This is a genomic window from Plesiomonas sp. ZOR0011 (assembly GCF_000800945.1).
Classification (GTDB): domain Bacteria; phylum Pseudomonadota; class Gammaproteobacteria; order Enterobacterales; family CAMTGL01; genus Plesiomonas; species Plesiomonas shigelloides.
Genome location: NZ_JRKB01000028.1, coordinates 1 through 17,902, shown reverse-complemented (window position 1 = coordinate 17,902; position 17,902 = coordinate 1). Strand labels below are relative to the sequence as shown.

Annotated in this window: 15 protein-coding genes; 10 read left to right on the top strand and 5 right to left on the bottom strand. The window is 51.6% G+C overall.

Annotated elements, in window-relative coordinates:
• The first annotated feature begins 68 nt into the window (after nt 1–68).
• Genes L975_RS04995 through L975_RS04980 form a run of 4 tightly spaced genes read left to right on the top strand, consistent with a single transcriptional unit; the run spans nt 69 to nt 4,866 of the window.
• On the top strand, nt 69–503 hold the full coding sequence (locus L975_RS04995) for a hypothetical protein (protein ID WP_010863113.1): 435 nt from the start codon (nt 69–71) through the stop codon (nt 501–503).
• Nucleotides 504–528: 25 nt separating this feature from the next.
• Nucleotides 529–2,664, top strand: a complete 2,136-nt coding sequence (locus L975_RS04990; RefSeq protein ID WP_039044991.1) for an SLBB domain-containing protein — start codon at nt 529–531, stop codon at nt 2,662–2,664.
• Nucleotides 2,665–2,674: 10 nt separating this feature from the next.
• Nucleotides 2,675–3,355, top strand: coding sequence for a hypothetical protein (locus tag L975_RS04985; protein ID WP_047707507.1), 681 nt, complete (start codon nt 2,675–2,677; stop codon nt 3,353–3,355).
• 8 nt (nt 3,356–3,363) lie between these two features.
• Nucleotides 3,364–4,866: a SpoIIE family protein phosphatase gene (locus tag L975_RS04980; protein WP_047707505.1), complete on the top strand. Its 1,503-nt coding sequence runs from the start codon at nt 3,364–3,366 to the stop codon at nt 4,864–4,866.
• 108 nt (nt 4,867–4,974) lie between these two features.
• On the opposite strand, the gene L975_RS04975 is transcribed toward L975_RS04980, so the two are convergent.
• The 5 genes from L975_RS04975 to L975_RS18070 all read right to left on the bottom strand — a co-directional run bounded on the left by L975_RS04975 (nt 4,975) and on the right by L975_RS18070 (nt 10,195).
• On the bottom strand, nt 4,975–5,289 hold the full coding sequence (locus L975_RS04975) for a hypothetical protein (RefSeq protein WP_039044988.1): 315 nt from the start codon (nt 5,287–5,289) through the stop codon (nt 4,975–4,977).
• A gap of 119 nt (nt 5,290–5,408) precedes the next feature.
• The gene (locus L975_RS04970; protein ID WP_047707504.1) at nt 5,409–7,205 is read right to left on the bottom strand and encodes a hypothetical protein; all 1,797 of its coding nucleotides are present in this window, start codon (nt 7,203–7,205) and stop codon (nt 5,409–5,411) included.
• A gap of 98 nt (nt 7,206–7,303) precedes the next feature.
• Nucleotides 7,304–7,852, bottom strand: coding sequence for a toxin-antitoxin system YwqK family antitoxin (locus L975_RS04965; protein ID WP_156121100.1), 549 nt, complete (start codon nt 7,850–7,852; stop codon nt 7,304–7,306).
• A gap of 227 nt (nt 7,853–8,079) precedes the next feature.
• The gene (locus L975_RS04960) at nt 8,080–9,984 is read right to left on the bottom strand and encodes a bifunctional UDP-sugar hydrolase/5'-nucleotidase (protein ID WP_047707501.1); all 1,905 of its coding nucleotides are present in this window, start codon (nt 9,982–9,984) and stop codon (nt 8,080–8,082) included.
• A 25-nt stretch (nt 9,985–10,009) separates the two neighbouring features.
• Nucleotides 10,010–10,195, bottom strand: a complete 186-nt coding sequence (locus tag L975_RS18070) for a hypothetical protein (protein WP_147279526.1) — start codon at nt 10,193–10,195, stop codon at nt 10,010–10,012.
• Nucleotides 10,196–10,451: 256 nt separating this feature from the next.
• Here L975_RS18070 and fdnG point away from each other — a divergent pair, with 256 nt between their 5' ends.
• The 6 genes from fdnG to L975_RS04925 all read left to right on the top strand — a co-directional run bounded on the left by fdnG (nt 10,452) and on the right by L975_RS04925 (nt 17,523).
• On the top strand, nt 10,452–13,499 hold the full coding sequence (gene fdnG / locus L975_RS04950; RefSeq protein ID WP_081995606.1) for a formate dehydrogenase-N subunit alpha: 3,048 nt from the start codon (nt 10,452–10,454) through the stop codon (nt 13,497–13,499).
• 12 nt (nt 13,500–13,511) lie between these two features.
• A complete protein-coding gene (gene fdxH / locus L975_RS04945; protein ID WP_047707497.1) occupies nt 13,512–14,495 on the top strand; it encodes a formate dehydrogenase subunit beta in 984 nt (327 codons plus the stop codon).
• A complete protein-coding gene (gene fdoI / locus L975_RS04940; RefSeq protein ID WP_047707495.1) occupies nt 14,492–15,142 on the top strand; it encodes a formate dehydrogenase cytochrome b556 subunit in 651 nt (216 codons plus the stop codon). The genes fdxH and fdoI overlap by 4 nt, the downstream gene beginning before the upstream one ends.
• A 70-nt stretch (nt 15,143–15,212) precedes the next feature.
• Complete coding sequence (gene fdhE / locus L975_RS04935; protein WP_047707493.1) at nt 15,213–16,238, top strand: formate dehydrogenase accessory protein FdhE; 1,026 nt, start codon at nt 15,213–15,215, stop codon at nt 16,236–16,238.
• A 34-nt stretch (nt 16,239–16,272) separates the two neighbouring features.
• Entirely contained in the window at nt 16,273–16,881 is a 609-nt protein-coding gene (locus L975_RS04930) for a glutathione S-transferase (RefSeq protein WP_052181281.1), read from the top strand.
• Between the two features lie 243 nt (nt 16,882–17,124).
• Nucleotides 17,125–17,523 carry a type II toxin-antitoxin system RelE/ParE family toxin gene (locus tag L975_RS04925; protein WP_047707491.1) on the top strand — a complete coding sequence of 133 codons (399 nt, stop codon included), beginning with the start codon at nt 17,125–17,127 and terminating at the stop codon, nt 17,521–17,523.
• Nucleotides 17,524–17,902 lie beyond the last annotated feature (379 nt).

Sequence of the window (17,902 nt, the reverse complement as noted above, 5' to 3'; positions counted from 1 at the left end):
ATTTATAATTAATAATTATATCCATTCGTTCCACAACACTTTAATGCGCTGTTTTGCAGGAACGCCAAATGAAATACTATCAATGTCGTGGGTTAGCGCTGTTTTTTTTGTTACTGGCCACCGGATGTTCCCAGTGGCCTCCCCACGGCGTTGGCGGGATGGCTGAACGGCGGCCGACACAATTACCTTCACCCTATGATTCTCCGGATAACCGTCACAATATCGAGAAAATTATTGCCTATAACAAAGAGGTCGAAAATAAACTCCATGTAATTCGACCGCAATTGCAGCAATGCATGCCCGGTCGGCTGATGCAATTGGACCAACAGAGTATATTAATCCATCGCGAGCTGCATGCCCGCCTGTGGTACGATACCTTATATAACATTGACCGACTGGATAAAAATATCCAACAAACCACCAGTGATCTGAACCAATTACAACAAAAAACAGGATGCGGAAAATCAGCGGGATATACACTCAGTAAGTGGTCATTGCTGTAATTTTGCGCCATACAAGGAGAGTGGCATGTTGTGGCTGCGGACATTAAAACTCACGGGCATCGGGATTATTGCCCTGTTTTTCTCTTTTGCGCTGTATGCGCAACCTGTCGATGACAACATTAAATTGCGGCCGGGCGATCTCATTTTTATTAATTTGCCCGGTGAAAGTGCATTTGAAAATCCCTTTCAAATTACCCGCACGGGTAATGTGCGTTTACCCGAAGTAGGCGAAGTCAACCTACTCAATCTCACCTTGCCACAAGCCAGTGACAAAATTCGGCAACGTTTAAAATCGGTCTACAAAGATCTCTCTGGTTTTAGTGTCAGTATCAAAGAGCGTTTATTGCTGATTAATGTCATGGGATATGTGCGCAAACCGGGCAATTATCAGCTGCCGGAAGACGCCAATGTGCAGTTAGCCGTGGAATCTGCCGGTGGATTGGTGCCGGGAGCCCAGCTGAGTAATATTCAGGTGCAGCGTAATAACCAGAAATTAGCGTTTGACTACAAACACTATCTGGATACCGGTGATAGCAGCAGCATGCCGGCACTGCAGACACTGGATACCGTTTTTGTGCCCGCTTCACCGTTAACCGGTAATGTTCAGATTGATTTTGACGCCGCAACGCTGTCCAAAAGTGGCGATGCCGCCGATGCCCAGCGAGCAGTAAAAGTATTTGGTGAGGTCAATACCCCGGGGGCCTACAGCTTAAAATCCGGTGACAGCGTCATTGATATGCTGATGCGCGCAGGCGGCGTGACACGCTATGCGGGCGTAGAGCGTATCCGAGTAATTAGCGATAACCAACCCACCTTGTTTGACCTGAAAAAGTTTCTCGATACTGGCGATAAGAGTTTTCTGCCGACCTTAAGCCCCGGCAGTACCATTTTTATCCCCAAGGATGAAGAGCAGATTAAAAAAGGCGCCAGAACCGTTTATATCATGGGAGAAGTAGCCAAACCGGGGGCCTATGAAAGCCGTCCGGGTGATTCTTTTATGGATATTTTGGCTAACGCCGGTGGCCCTACGCGCTATTCGGAAAGTCGTCAAATTCGCATCATTCGTGCCAATGGCAGCATCGAGCCGTTCGATTTACAAGGCTATACCGAAGGGCTCACTAAGCGCGCCTTACCGCCAATTAACCCCGGTGATGCTATTTTTATTCCAGAAAAAACCGATATTAATGAAAAATCGTGGCTCAAGGTCGCACCAAGTCATGCGGTTATGGTGATCGGGCAAGTCAATAAGCCCGGCCGTTATGAGTGGTCAGATGAAATGTCGTTGCTGGATTTATTGGCCAATGCCGGTGGTCCGTCTGACAAAGCAGACACCTCGAAAATCCAGATCCTGACCACTGCCGGTAACGGGCAAGCTAAGCCGCTGTTTTTTGATCTGAATAATTTCCTGAAAAACGGCGGTAATCTGAGCCAAATACCGACCATTCGCGCAGGTTACACCATTACGGTGCCGCAACTGCCTAACGACCCGAAAGACAATAAATCGCAATGGGTGCAACAAGCGCCAGAAAACTCAATTTATATCATGGGACAAGTCGGCGCTCCCGGTCGCTACGCCTTTACCTCCGAGATGGGTTTTTTAGATATTCTGGCCGCCGCCGATGGCCCCACCGATAAAGCAGACCTGCGCAATATCCGTATCGTGCACCGTAACGGCAACACCGCCAACGTCAGTAAACTGGATCTCTCGGTGTACTTTGAAACCGGCGATGAGAGCCTGCTGCCAAAAGTGGTCACCGGCGACTCGATTTATATCCCGGAAAAAGATCGGCTCTGGCTCGATACCAGCAAAGAGTCAACCGTGCGCATCATGGGAGCGATCGGTAAACCGGGGCGCTATCGCTTTAATGAAAGCATGACCCTGCTTGACCTGCTCGCAGAAGCTGGCGGCCCCACCAGCTCAGCCTATGTGCAAAAAATTATCGTCGCCAACTTATCAGAAAGCGGCAAAAACGATCAGGCGCGTACCTTCGATCTCCTGAGCTTTATGCAGCAGCCTGATTACAGCCGTCTGCCAATCCTGCGTGCCGGCGATACGGTGTATATACCGGACACTAAAGACAGTAATTGGTCGATATTTATGGATGGCATGCGCGATGTCTTTACCATGCTCTCGGTTGTGACCTTACTGATCAAGATCTGAGGAGCGCGCCATGAATACCAGCGAATACCACAAAGAGATCGATATCCTGTTTGACCGTACACAGGCCAAAGGTATTCGCTCGCTGGCTATTACGTCATCGGTACATCAAGAAGGCGTGTCCAGTACCGCACTGGCCTTGGCACAACGTGGTGAGCAAGCGGGGTTGAATGTCTTGCTGCTAGAGCTCAACACCAGCTCGCCAATCCTGCCTAGCCTGTATCCGGGGATAATTAGCAAAAATTTCCCCGATATTTTCCGGATCTCCGCCTATTTTTCCTGTGCCAGTACCGTCGTACACACCGCACTGAGTGATATCTGGCAGCGCAAAAACTTTATCGCCTTTTTGCAAACTCAGCGTGAACTGTATGACCTGATCATTGTGGATGTTCCACCGGTCACCAGTGATGAAACCAAATATCTGCCCAGCGAGATCATCTGCTCCTGCTGTGATGCCACCTTGCTCTGTGTCTTGTTCTCGCGCACGCAAGAGTCGGATGTAAAAAGTGCCCTGAAAAAACTGCATCACACGGAAACCCATATTTTGGGTTATATCGCCAATGATTGTTTTAATCCACCGCTGTCCGATGAGCTGATCCGCGAAACATACCGGCTAGAAAGCTATGCACCGGGGTTGATGGCACGTTTGCGTCGCCGACTCAGTAAATCCCATCTCCTTTCCCTGCGCATATAGGTTCTGCTATGAAACCGCATGAGTGGACATTTAAAAAACCGGCGACACTGGCTGCGATCCGTGAGTTACGTTCGCATGTGAATGCCGTGTTGAGTCGCCATAATGTAGCAGTACAGGAGAATCAACACTGGCTGCTGGCGGTATCGGAATTAGGCACCAACATCGTCAAACACGCGACACCGGCGGCCAGCTATATCCTGCTGACCCTCTGCCTCACGCCCGAGGGGTGGAGTTTACATTTTGAAGATGATGGTGGTGCAACCCAAGCACACACCGAACCGAGTGCGCTTCCCGACGAACTCAGTGAAAGCGGTTACGGTATTGCCGTGATCCGCACCTTGTTTGCGCGGGTGGATTATCAACATACCGCAGACGGGCTCAACTTACTGGTGGTCGCGGCACCATTTTGTGCCCAGAAAAAACCGGTGATTGTGGTGGTGGATGATGACCCCGTGATCCGGCGTTTGATCCTAAGTTATTTGGAGCATGAATACACCTGCGTGCCCTTTTCTGCCGCCGAAGATGCCATCCCCTATATTCTCGGTAATCAAGTGGACTTGATCCTCTCAGACATTGCTATGCAAGGCATGGACGGCCTGAGTCTGCGCAAAAATCTTTCTGGTCAGCTAGAAACTGATATTTTGCCGTTTGTGTTTATTACCGGTGATGACAGCGGCCATGTTCGGCAAACCGCCGCGCGACTCGGGGTGGATGACTATCTGGTTAAACCGGTAAAAAAAGCGGCGCTGCTGGATATTGTCTCGCGAGTATTACAACGCAGTTTGCACCTGAAAAACCGCATCAGCCAACGGTTAGACCCGAAGGTGACTGCTGGCTTACGCCCGTCTCTACCCAGCCAAATCGGAAGTTACCGCTTGGCGGTAGAAAGTCGGGTAGCCTCAGCGGGCGGTGGCGATTATCTGCTGCACAATCACTCGTTGCTGCTACTTGGCGATATTATGGGGCACGGGGAACAGGCCAAATTCTTTGCCTATGCCCATGCCGGTTATTTTCGCGGTCTGATTTGCGGGCTGTATAAAAATGAAGGCGTGGATATTTTGCTTAATAGCCTGTCACAAAGCATGCTCAATGACAGCCTACTGAGCGGTGCGTTAACCACCTGCATTGCCGCAGAACTGGGTGAGCAGAGTGTTTCTCTGGCCTGTGCCGGTCATCCGCGACCTTGGCTAATTCAACCTGACAAAGTAGAGATATTGCCGATCACCGGCATGTTGGCTGGCATTGCGGAAGATACACGTTATAGCAAGCTGGAGCTGACGCTCGCCGCCGGTGAACGGCTGATGCTGTACACCGACGGTTTATTGGAATCGCGCAGCCAAACTCGTGCGCAACTGTATCACCATGAACTCGAACAGCTACTCTTAGCCACGCTCTCGCAACCAATTGAGCAAGCCGCGCGGGCGATCGCACAGTGGTTTGATCATCTGCACGGTGGCACGCCAGAAGATGATATGACGGTAGTGCTGATCGAGCACGTATCAACGGCCTAATCACATGGGCCGCTGTCACTAAGAACTAAAAGTTTAGGCATTCTGCTTAATGCACCTGACTTACATGCAGGCGATTTGCTGCATTGAGCCCACGGTTGAATGCAGGGCTTAGTGCTCCGCTTTTTGTGCCTGGTATGCACCAACACCGGTAAGTTTGCGCACGGGGATAGGTTTACCCTCCGTTACAAAGACCCACGCCTCACCCGGGTTTTCATTTAAAAACCATGACAACTGACGGGTGGTTGAGAATAACCCATAATCAATCACCATCGGCGCGCAAGGCGGTAGCATGCCATCTTGGTTGCGCATAGACTCCAGCGGCTGCTTAATCCACACATCTGGCGCGACCGCCATTTCGACTTGCACGTCTTGTGTGTCATGCACACTGATGCGCATCGGCTGCGGTTCGGCATTGGGCCACATAATCTGATACTCCCCTGTGAGCCAAGCACAAGAATTCGATTGCGTTTTAGCCTGAACCGACACACTCACACTGACACCAATAACTATCGCGCATAATTCGCGCCATCCTAGCCGAACCATTATTGTGCATCCTTTATGTTAGCGCCGATTATGTTAGTGCCGATGTGGTAGCGGCAATAGCCGCCGTCTTCATCGGTAACAATCAGCTCATCGCCCTTCTCATTGAGCATCACGTTCTGCCGAACGCCGCTAGCCGCACTACAGGAGGCAAAGTAGCGCCGTTTGCCGCTATCCAGATCTAGCCAAAAAATATGATCGGGGTTGCTCCACTGCTCATCTGGATAGGTGCCTGCCAGAATGCGCCCGTCTGCCGACATCACCAACGTATGGCCGATCACTTCATCCGGAATGGCGATTTGCCATTTACCGCGCGTGACTATCTGCCGCTCGGTATTACCGCTTAGCAGCGATTGTCCATCAGAGGATAATTCGATTATGACCAGATCTTGTGGTTTAACGCCGTCCGGTTTAGGCACCGGTACTACGGTTTGCCCAGTACGGCTGAGCATGGCGATTGGCCCTTGCTCTTCACTCCACGCCTGCCAGATTAGGGCTTTCGATAAGGACCCATAGCCCAAGAACCAGCCGTCATCGGCAACGGTTTCAGTCTGACCAGCAGCATCACGGCGCAGTAAACGCGTCTTGAGTTGTGAGTGTTGGTCAGTCTCACTCAAGCCGGCCAAACGGGTCAATTGATCGCCAAATGCCTGCCATTTTTCAGGATTTTCCGTATCGGCGTTACTGATATACAACGCCCGCGCAGCAGGATGGTAGCCGTGCGTTGCATCCCAGATCCAACCGCGGACATAGTCTGATTTGCCATAAGTATAACCGGCGGCCTTTTTCCCATCTTGGCTGATGGCAAAGGCCCCACCGCCTTGGCTGCCGGGCAAATCAGCCGGTAATTGGCCGAATTGGTGATGCCGATGCAATAACGCCCGATCGGCCACGTAGGCATCCACGATCACCTCAGTACCATCAGCCGAGATCGCCTGCGGCAAAACGTGCTCGGGAGGCAAGACGGTTAAGCCGCGCTCTTGATGCCAAATAAAGCCTTGTGGTACCGCGGTGGCTGATTTGGCTAACAACCAGCCCCCAATGGTGGCACCCGTGGCATCCATGGCGGTGACTGCCGAAAAGCGCGCCATGTCATCGGGGATCAGTTTTTGGCGATGCCCTTCGGCATTCATCCGCAGTGCATCCAATGAGCCGTGCGAACCTGCCGTTAACGCCAGTACTTGTCCGTTTTGTGAAAAAAAGATCTGATTCAGATTGGCATAGGTAAAGCCTGTCAGTGGGATACTGCGATTTGACTGCTGCCACCGTCCACCGTGGAATGCACTGAGCTTATCACCATAGCGCCATGCCGTCGGCAACAGCTCATCTAGCATGGCATTCAGATCTTCTATACCAGACTCTTCCATGCCGGCAGAAGCAGCAGACTGAGTCTGTTCTGGTGCAGATTCGCCCGATGCGGCCAGCGCATTCGCAGTCTCACCCGTAACCGGAGGGATGGTGCGCAGTAACAGGCTCTGGCCATTAGCCGACAGCTTAACGGCATGCTCAGGCCCTTGTGACTGAATCGGAACCAATGATTTCGACGCCGTCTTGGTCGCGGCCTTTTCTTTGGCTAACGCCTGCTCTTGCCGAAGCGCAGCCAAGCCTTCTTCGGTCAGCACATCTTCCAAACGGATGACGTTGGAAGATTCCGACGCCCATACCGAGGACACCCATCCACTCGCAGAGGCAGACAGACCGGCACTCATGAGCAAAACGCGCCATAGCGTGCGGCGATTGAAGGTCATTGAACGGGAAGCGGCGAAACACGCCCCCAGTAAACGCGAGGATACAGGCATACATCATCCATAATGATTACAACGTAGCGAGTGTCACAGTGTAACCTGCTGAGACTTGAGCGCAATCAAATGCATATGCGTAAGTTCACAACAAATGACTAGCAGCGATAATCGGGCCGCCAGCGGGAGATTTCTTGTCCATTTTCATAGCGCGATTGCTGCCATAACGAGCCATCTGGGTGATACCAACACTCCAAGACCATTTTATTGGCAGCAAAGAGCATATAGCGGCGCAGGTGTGGGCTATCTTCTACCACATAGTCATACATACACAGACGCTCTCCGCTGTCACTGTATTCACTGCACGAGGTCAATCCGCCTTGTTGGCCATACTCCATCCAGTCGCCAACAGGCTGGCCAGCGCGATATTGACCAATCGATTGTAAACGGCCATCGGGATAGAAATAGCGCTCCACGCCCTCTTCACGCCCTTGTGAATCAAAGGTTACCTCAGAGCGTAATGCGCCGCAGGGGTGAAAAAACTGCCACGGCCCAATACGCGTACCATCAAGACATTCGCCACGGCCAAAGAGGATGCCTTTTTCGAACAATTCCGCAGTACCGGTATAACGCTGCATATTTTTCAACGTACCGGTATACACCACAATTTTATTGCTGCGAGCAGTCCATTTTATGGGGGTTGGCATACAGACGTTCACCCTCTGAGAGCTGAAGATAAAGCGGTCATTCCAAAGCTAGCCGGTCATGATGCTAAGCATTGGAGGTTAAAATAAAACGCCATATCACCGATTACTCAGGATATGGCATTATTCATTACACACATTAGGCGCGAAAATACGCGCACACGGTAATGTGATTCACATTTGTACCGTCAACCGCCGCAAACCAGATACTTAGCGGCTAACGGCTCAGTTTAATTCAACGCATTGATCAGCAAGATTTGTTGTTGAACGGCTTGCTTATCTCCCTCATTTTTAGCGGATTTGAGCTGGGAGTCCAGTTGCTTCAGCGCGGCCGCTTTTGCTGTTGCATCGGCAAACAAATAAGGCTTCACATTAATCGATGCCGTATTGGTATAACGCCCGTTTTCCAGTGATGGCACCTGAATTTCACCGCGGTTGAGCATATCGCGCACAATTGCCCGCTCGCGTTCATAACCAGATAAACCTTGCAATGACCAGCGTTGCTGCGGTTTTCCTTGATACTGGCCCTGCTTGACCTCTTCCAGATAGCGAATAGTCAAATTACGGATCGTGCCTTGCTCTTCACCAAATGCCGATTCGGTATCAAAAATCACTGGGAAGGATTTACCCTGCAATGGACCACCTTTTTTAGTCAGATGCCCCATGCGATAGCTATTCATCCCCAAGCAAATTTCAGTATCTGGCTGCACCACAGCGCCATCCGCCAGCTTCAGATTGGTGATCCGCTGTCCGACCGGTTGACGCAAATCGATGGTATAGGTCACGCCAGCGAAAAAGTCATTGGTGGAGTATTTTGATGAACGACGCGCTGGATTAAAGCTATATGTCACATCACCGTCTTGCACCGGATTAAAATAATCGGCGACCCATTCCATATACGCTTTCAGATCGGCGCCGGTCATCTGGTATACCGTAATTTCACCGCCGGCATATTGATAGTTATAGGCAATGTCTTTGGCTTTAATCGGCCCCACATCTAAGCGTGCTTTATCGTTATCAATCCCCAAGGCAATCACATTGGCTTTCGGCGCATAATAAAATGCCGCTTCTTGGAATAAGGCACTGATCCCTGAGTCTTGAACTTGTACTTGTGGGATCCCTTTTACTTCATCTTTAGGTACCAAATCACTACCGGAAAGTTGTGCGACCACACGATTGGCATTTTCCCGTAATTTTTTATGATACGGCGCATACAGGCTTTCCAACGATTTGTCTGATGCCAGATCTTTAATCTTGTAGGTATAACTGTCTTTATCGATCAGCGTATATTTGCCGTTTTTCTCTTCAAATTTCAGATCAATGCGCGACAACGCACGACCATATTTATCCGGTTCGGTAATGATCACGCCATTAACCACCGCTTTATCAACCCGGACATGCATATGTCCGGCAACAATTGCGGCTAATTCTGGATTCCCTTTGGCAATATCGGTCACACTGGTATCGGCAATATCATTTTCATTATCCAGCCCCATGTGTGCCACCAGCACAATCGCATCCACTTGGTCTTTAATCTTAGCGATGGTCTTGCGGACTTCTTGCGTAGGATTGGTAAATGTCACGCCGCCCAGACGGTCACTGCCTTCAGCAAAATGCGCCGTCATAGGGGTATCCATGCCAATAACGCCAATTTTTACGCCTTGTCGCTCAATAATGGTATAGGCCGGTAAAAATGGATTGCCATCAGCGCGCTTGATATTGCCACCCAGCGATTGGCCTTTGAATTGATCGAGCGAGGTTTTTAATACCGGTAAACCAAAATCAAATTCATGGTTTCCTAATACCCACACATCGTAATTAAGGGCATTAAAACCCAACATCATGGGTGAAACAGGCTCATTCTTGAACGTTTCGACAAAATTGCCCTGAATGGTATCGCCAGCATCCACCAAAATAACACTCGGTAGACTCTGACGTATTTCATTAATTTTGGTCGCAATTTGACTTAGGCTGCCCGCCAAATTGGCCTGATCAGCCGCATAGTCCCACGGCACAAAATGCCCGTGCAGATCAGAGGTGCCCAAAATACTGACTTCACGAATATCGCCATCCGCGGCAAGAACAGAGTAAGAGGAGGCTAACAGGAATAACCCTGCCACTGCTTTTAATTTCATTATAGTAATCGTAATTATTATGTGATTAATCGGAGTGGATAAGCTTACGCCTGCGATAGCCGATGGTCTGTGACCAGTGCAAACTATTTTGCAAGCCTTTACCATCAAGCCACATCAAAGCGTGATATTCATCACCGATGATATTACCGCTCACCACTGCATTATCTGCACAGAGCAATAGAAAAAGGGTGGATTTTCCGACCAGAACCACACGCTATTTTCACGCCACCCCAATAGCTTGTGCGCAGATTTAACACCCGCGCAAACATTGTGGTATTATTGCAACGTACCGCGCTGTCGTCAGGAGATGACCTGATATCGCTCGCAGCGCGGACGCGACAGGGATACGTTGCCGCAACATCACTTCATCTGCGACACGAAGGTGTTTCCCCAACCTATCCCTCTGAAAACGCAAACTAAAAACGACCCTATAACCATTGCTTGATTACAACCGCAAGGAGAATCCCGTGCGAGTCAGCAGAAGACAATTCTTCAAGATCTGCGCTGGCGGTATGGCGGGTACTACGGTTGCGGCACTCGGGTTTGCTCCCGATGTAGCCCTCGCGGAAACGCGGCAGTACAAACTGCTGCGGGCGCGCGAAACCCGTAATACCTGTACCTACTGTTCGGTGGGATGTGGCTTACTGATGTATAGCCTCGGGGATGGCGCCAAAAACGCCAAAGAGACCATTTTCCATATCGAAGGGGATCCGGATCATCCAGTCAACCGTGGGGCACTGTGCCCGAAAGGGGCTGGCTTGGTCGATTTCATTCACAGTGAAAGCCGCCTGCAGTATCCAGAGTACCGCGCGCCGGGCTCGGATAAATGGCAGCGGATCAGCTGGGATGACGCCTTTACCCGCATTGCGCGCCTGATGAAGGCTGACCGCGATGCCAACTTTATCCCGACCAACGCCGATGGCGTTACGGTCAACCGCTGGCTAACCACGGGCATGTTATGTGCCTCGGCCGCCAGTAATGAAACCGGTTATTTAACCCAGAAGTTTAGTCGTGCGCTCGGCATGTTAGCCGTCGACAACCAAGCACGTGTCTGACACGGACCAACGGTAGCAAGTCTTGCTCCAACATTTGGTCGCGGTGCGATGACCAACCACTGGGTAGATATCAAAAACGCCAACCTGATCGTGGTGATGGGCGGTAATGCGGCAGAAGCGCATCCGGTGGGATTCCGCTGGGCGATGGAAGCCAAGATCCACAATAATGCCAAAATTATTGTGATCGACCCGCGTTTTACCCGTACAGCGTCGGTGGCCGATTTCTATACCCCGATCCGCTCGGGAACCGACATTGCGTTCCTGTCCGGCGTGATTTTGTACCTGATGAACAACCACAAGATCAATCAGGAATATGTCAACGCCTATACCAACGCCAGCTTGCTGGTACGTCCTGACTTTGGCTTTGAAGATGGCCTGTTCACCGGCTATGACGCAGAAAAACGCAAATACGACAAATCCACGTGGGCCTACCAGTTGGATGAGAACGGCTTTGCCAAGCGCGATCCTTCCCTGCAAGATCCGCAGTGCGTCTGGAATCTGCTCAAGCAGCACGTCAGCCGCTACACGCCTGAAGTCGTCAGCAATCTGTGCGGTACGCCGAAAGAGGATTTCCTCACCGTCTGCCAACTGATTGCCGAAACCAGCGCCAAAGACAAAACCGCCTCATTCCTGTACGCCCTCGGGTGGACTCAGCACTCTATCGGTGCGCAGAACATCCGTACCATGGCGATGATCCAGCTGCTGCTGGGTAACATGGGGATGGCCGGTGGCGGCATTAACGCGCTGCGTGGTCACTCCAACATTCAAGGTTTGACTGACTTAGGCTTGCTGTCGCAAAGCCTGCCGGGTTACTTAACCCTGCCGTCAGAAAAGCAGCCAGATCTGCAGACCTACCTCACCGCCATGACCCCGAAACCACTGCTCGAAGGTCAGGTGAACTATTGGGGTAACTATCCGAAATTCTTCGTCAGCCTGATGAAGAGCTTCTATGGCGATAAAGCCCAACCGGAAAACAGCTGGGGCTATGACTGGCTGCCGAAGTGGGATAAAGGCTACGACGTACTGCAGTATTTCGAGATGATGTCGCAAGGTAAGGTCAACGGCTATCTGTGCCAAGGCTTTAACCCAGTGGCCTCGTTCCCGAATAAAAACAAAGTGGTGGCCTCACTGTCGAAGCTGAAATATCTGGTGATCATTGATCCGTTAAACACCGAAACCGCTAATTTTTGGCAAAACCACGGTGAGTTTAATGACGTCAATCCGGCGGATATTCAAACCGAAGTGTTCCGCCTGCCATCAACCTGCTTTGCCGAAGAAAATGGTTCAATCGTCAACTCGGGTCGCTGGTTACAGTGGCACTGGAAAGGCGCCGATGCTCCGGGCGAAGCGCTGGGCGATGGAGAGATCTTAGCCGGTCTTTTCAGCACCTTGCGTGAGCTGTACGCCAACGAAGGTGGCGCATTGCCGGAGCAAGTGCTGAACATGAGCTGGAATTACCTGCAGCCGCATAATCCGCAAGCCGAAGAAGTGGCGATGGAGAACAACGGCAAAGCACTGGCCGACCTGCGCGATGCCGATGGCAACGTGATCGTGAAAAAAGGCCAACAGCTTTCCAGCTTCGCTCAATTGCGCGATGACGGCAGCACCAGTAGCGGTTGCTGGATCTTTGCCGGTAGCTGGACGCCAGAAGGTAACCAGATGGCGCGGCGCGATAATGCCGATCCGTCAGGGCTCGGTAACACTCTCGGCTGGGCGTGGGCATGGCCGCTGAACCGCCGCATCCTGTATAACCGTGCCTCCGCCGACCCGGCTGGGAAACCGTGGGATCCGAAGCGTAAGCTGATCAGCTGGAATGACGGTAAGTGGATCGGTATTGATATCGCCGACTACTCCACCGCCGCACCGGACAGCGGTGTCGGGCCATTTATCATGCAACCGGAAGGCTTAGGCCGTCTGTTTGCGCTGGATAAAATGGCTGAAGGCCCGTTCCCTGAGCACTATGAGCCGTTTGAAACGCCACTCGGCACCAACCCGCTGCACCCGAATGTGGTGTCAAACCCAGCGGCTCGGGTGTTCAAAGACGATTTAGCGGCCATGGGCAGTGCCAAGGAGTTCCCATTCGTGGCCACGACCTATCGCCTCACCGAACACTTCCACTACTGGACCAAGCATGCGCGTTTGAATGCCATCATCCAGCCTGAGCAGTTCATCGAAATTGGTGAAACGCTGGCTGCGAAAAAAGGCATTCAACACGGGGATACAGTGAAAGTCAGCTCCAACCGCGGCTATATCAAGGCCAAGGCGGTGGTGACCAAGCGTATTCGCACCTTGCAGGTCAACGGCCAAGAGGTGGATACCATCGGTATTCCAATCCACTGGGGCTTTGAAGGGGTCGCCAAGAAAGGCTTTTTGGCTAACACCCTGACGCCGTTTGTCGGGGATGCCAATACCCAGACGCCGGAGTTCAAAGCATTTCTGGTTAACGTAGAAAAGGTGTAACGGAGGAGTCTTATGTCATTGCAATCTCAAGACATTATCCGGCGCTCCGCCACCAGCTCTCTCACGCCACCGCCGCAGGTGCGTGATAACCAGCAGGAAGTGGCGAAGCTGATTGATGTCTCCACTTGTATCGGCTGTAAAGCCTGTCAGGTGGCATGTTCCGAGTGGAACGACATCCGCGATGAAATCGGCAGTAACGTCGGGGTGTACGATAACCCTGCCGATTTGAGTGCCAAATCGTGGACGGTGATGCGTTTTTCCGAAACTGAGCAAAACGGCAAACTGGAGTGGCTGATCCGTAAAGACGGCTGCATGCACTGCGCCGATCCGGGCTGCCTCAAGGCGTGCCCATCGGAAGGGGCAATCATCCAGTATGCTAACGGCATAGTGGACTTTCAGTCTGAGCAATGCATTGGCTGCGGCTACTGCATTGCCGGCTGTCCGTTCAATATTCCGCGCATGAATAAGGAAGATAACCGCGTCTACAAATGCACCTTGTGTGTCGACAGGGTTAAAGTCGGCCAAGAGCCCGCGTGTGTGAAAACCTGCCCGACCGGCGCGATTCACTTTGGCAGCAAAGCCGAGATGCAAGAGCTGGCGGCCCAGCGCGTGGCCGAGCTCAAATCGCGTGGTTATGCCAATGCTGGATTGTACGATCCGCAAGGTGTAGGCGGAACCCACGTGATGTATGTGCTGCACCATGCTGACCAGCCGACGCTGTATCACGGCTTGCCGGAAAATCCGCAAGTCAGTGAGGCGGTGAAGTTCTGGAAAGGGGTATGGAAACCGTTGGCCGCGATCGGCTTTGCGGCGGCATTTGCTGCCAGTATCTTCCACTATGTTGGCGTAGGCCCTAACCGCGTCAGCAAGAAAGAAGAGGACGAAGCTGAGCACGACCTGCAGCAACCATCGCAGGATCAGGCCCATGACAGCACCTCCGAAAGCCTTAAAAAAGCGGAGACACCGTCTAGCGAGCACAAGGAGGACAAGCTATGAGTGAGCCGCGCACCATTTTGCGCTACAGCGCGCCGGAGCGGATCAACCACTGGGTAGTGGCCTTCTGCTTTGTGTTGGCGGCAATCAGTGGATTGGGCTTGCTGTTCCCGTCCTTTAACTGGTTGATGTCTATCTTTGGCACCCCACAACTGGCTCGCATCATGCACCCGTTTATCGGTGTGTTTATGTTTGTGGCATTTAGCCTGATGTTTTTCCGCTACTGGCGGCATAACCTCATCAATAAAGAGGATTTGCGCTGGGCGAAAAACATTCATCGTATTGCGATGAATCAGGAAGTGGGTGACACCGGCCGCTACAACTTCGGACAGAAGTGTGTATTCTGGCTGGCTGTCGGCAGTCTGGTGTTATTGCTGGCCAGTGGCATTGTGATCTGGCGGCCTTACTTTGCGCCGTCGTTCCCTATCCCGCTGATCCGTCTGGCGTTGCTGGTGCATTCACTGGCGGCGGTGGGACTGATGCTGGTGATCATTATCCACGTTTATGCGGCATTGTGGGTAAAAGGGACATTGACCGCGATGGTGGAAGGCTGGGTGAGCGTGGCTTGGGCCAAAAAGCACCATCCACGCTGGTTCCGTGAATGGAAACAAAAGCAAGCCGGACAAGATACGCGCCGTGATGCCTCTTGAGGCATATGGCGCTGCATGTCAGTCACCCATTCTCTGACATAATTGATGACATAACAGGACTCTGTTTTTCATGACAATTCGCATCCTTTCTCAGGAAGAACTGAGTACGGAGCGCGGTAAAACCTCAACGGTGGGCCAGATCCCACCGTTGCTTTTCTCCGCCCCCGCTCATCTGTACCGCCGCCGTGCCGAGCGTCTTAGCGCACTGGCGGTGAAACACCCCTTTGGGGATTATCTGCGCTTTGCGGCCACACTGGCCAATGCGCAGCACCATGCCCAGCATGACCATCCGCTACCAGAGGGCGAACGTCAGCAACTGGCGCATGCTCTCGCGGCGCAGCAAGCTGCGGCGACTGACAACTTGTTAATTTCGCCTGCGCGCGCCAACGCACGCCGCGCACCGCTGGCCCATTTGCCACGACTGGGCGCTGATCTTGACCCGCGTGATGAAAGCAACCCCCATCGCCATTGGCAGCAATTGCTGCATGCCATCATTGCCGAGTTATTGCCGCAAGCCGATGAACCGGTGCGCAGCGTACTGGAAAATCTGGCTAAAACCTCAGCCGGTGAGCTAGATACCTTAGCATCCGCCCTGCTGGAGTATGACTTCAACGTGGTCGGCAGCGATAAAGCGCCCTTTATCTGGGCCGCACTCGGGGTGTATCGCGCCCAGTGCGCCGCCGCGCTCAGCAGTCTAGGCCAAGCACAAGCCGATTACGGTGAGGCTCGTCAGCATTGTCCGGTGTGTGGCTGTGTTCCGGTCTGTGGCGTCGTGCATCTGGGGACACACGCCGGACTACGTTATCTGCACTGCGCACTGTGTGAATCCGAATGGCATGTGGTGCGAGTCAAATGCAGTAATTGTGAGCAAACCGGTAAGCTGGATTACTGGTCACTCGACAGTGAACAGGCAGCGGTGAAAGCCGAAAGCTGTGGAGATTGCGGTAGTTACATCAAGCTGTTGTATCAGGAAAAAGATCCGCAGGTGGAAGCCGTCGCCGACGATCTGGCGAGTCTGTTTTTGGATGCTCAGCTGGAAGAAAAAAGCTTGCTACGTAGCACACTAAATCCGCTGGTATTTCCCGCAGGTGAGTGACAAGATAGGTGAAAACTTGCGCAAGGACATGCCTATGAAACTGATTGGAAGCCATACCAGCCCGTTTGCTCGTAAGATTGCCATCTTGCTCCAAGAAAAAGGGGTAGCCTTTGACTTTGTAAACGATCCACCTGGCAAACCGGAAAGTCGCGTACCGGATTACAACCCGCTGGGGAAAATTCCGGTACTGCTACCCAACGAAGGCGGTTGCTGGTTTGACTCGCCGTTACTGGCCGAATACGTTGAGCTGACGTATCCCGAACCGGCGTTTTTACCGGCCAATCCGTTGCATAGCCTGCAAGTGCGACAACTGGAAGCCGCTGCCGATGGGGTCACTGATGCCGCCATTTTGATTGTGATGGAGTTGCAACGTCCGGCAGCGGAGCAATCGGTGGCCTTTATGGATAAACAGCGCCTGAAAATCAGTCGTGGGTTGAATTTCCTCGAGCAAGCGGCTGCCAATCAGCAATTTTGCAATTTGCCACAGCTGAATTTGGCAGACATCGCGATAGTCTGTTTGCTGGATTATCTGCTGTTTCGTGAAATCGATGTCCACTGGCCGAAACGTTGTCCGCATCTGCATGCGCTGTTTTTACGCCTCGGCGATCGTGCCAGCATCATGACCACGCGCCCGCATAGCTGATAACGCCTATACGCAAACCCGATAAAATCAGCCTCATACAGCCCCACTTGGGGCTGTATTCATTGCAGTTCACCCATTCACTGACACAGCCCATCACACATTAGCTCTAAGCTCACGCGTAACCCAATGCTACTATCCATGTATCCATGGCCCATGGCGGTTATCTGAATAACGTTGATGTAAAGTACCCTGAGTCACTCTCGCGCTCCCCTCAACGACCGATTTTAAAGAGCGAATAGGCTTATGCAGATCTTTTGTCTTGCGGCGAATAACAACGAAAATACGCCAACCTCAAGTTCGTTGTGCGATTTTATGCAGCACATCTCCACCAAGCTGACATCCGCGATTGAAAAGAAATTCAGAGCCTACCAAGCGCTCAATGATATTTATACCTGTAATAGTTTGAAAATATTAAATCCAAAGATTTGGGGATATAAAGGTACCATTTACAAATTACGCGTTGACAGTGGAAAAGAATCAGCGCGTATATTATTTATGCGCGATAAAAATAAAGACATCATTGTTTTACATGCCTTCTTAAAGAAAACGCGTAAGACACCGAAAAAAGACACTGACATTGCAATGCAAAACTTCACTGCGGCCTGCAACGGTGCAAAACTGCAATCTTTATTCACCGAGTAGATTATCTGCGCTGCGTAGCCGATTGCTGAATAACGCGGCTTGGCGGAGTCAATTGAACATCCTGATGCTGCATACCACATCACGGGCTTCCCTGCACCGCCTTCGCGCCACCAGACATGTAATACAATTAAACGCATTGTTAACCGCGAAGACACAAGATAAATCCATAAAGAAAAGAGTTGGAAAACTTAATAAAACATCTCATGGAAACTGCGAAGTTTTATTGTTATCCCACGTCTTTTTATGGTTATTTCACATCTAAAGTATTGACGCTTAATTTTATCAGCAGTAATATGCGTCACACATTCGGTGAGTAGCGCAGTCCGGTAGCGCAACTGGTTTGGGACCAGTGGGTCGGAGGTTCGAATCCTCTCTCACC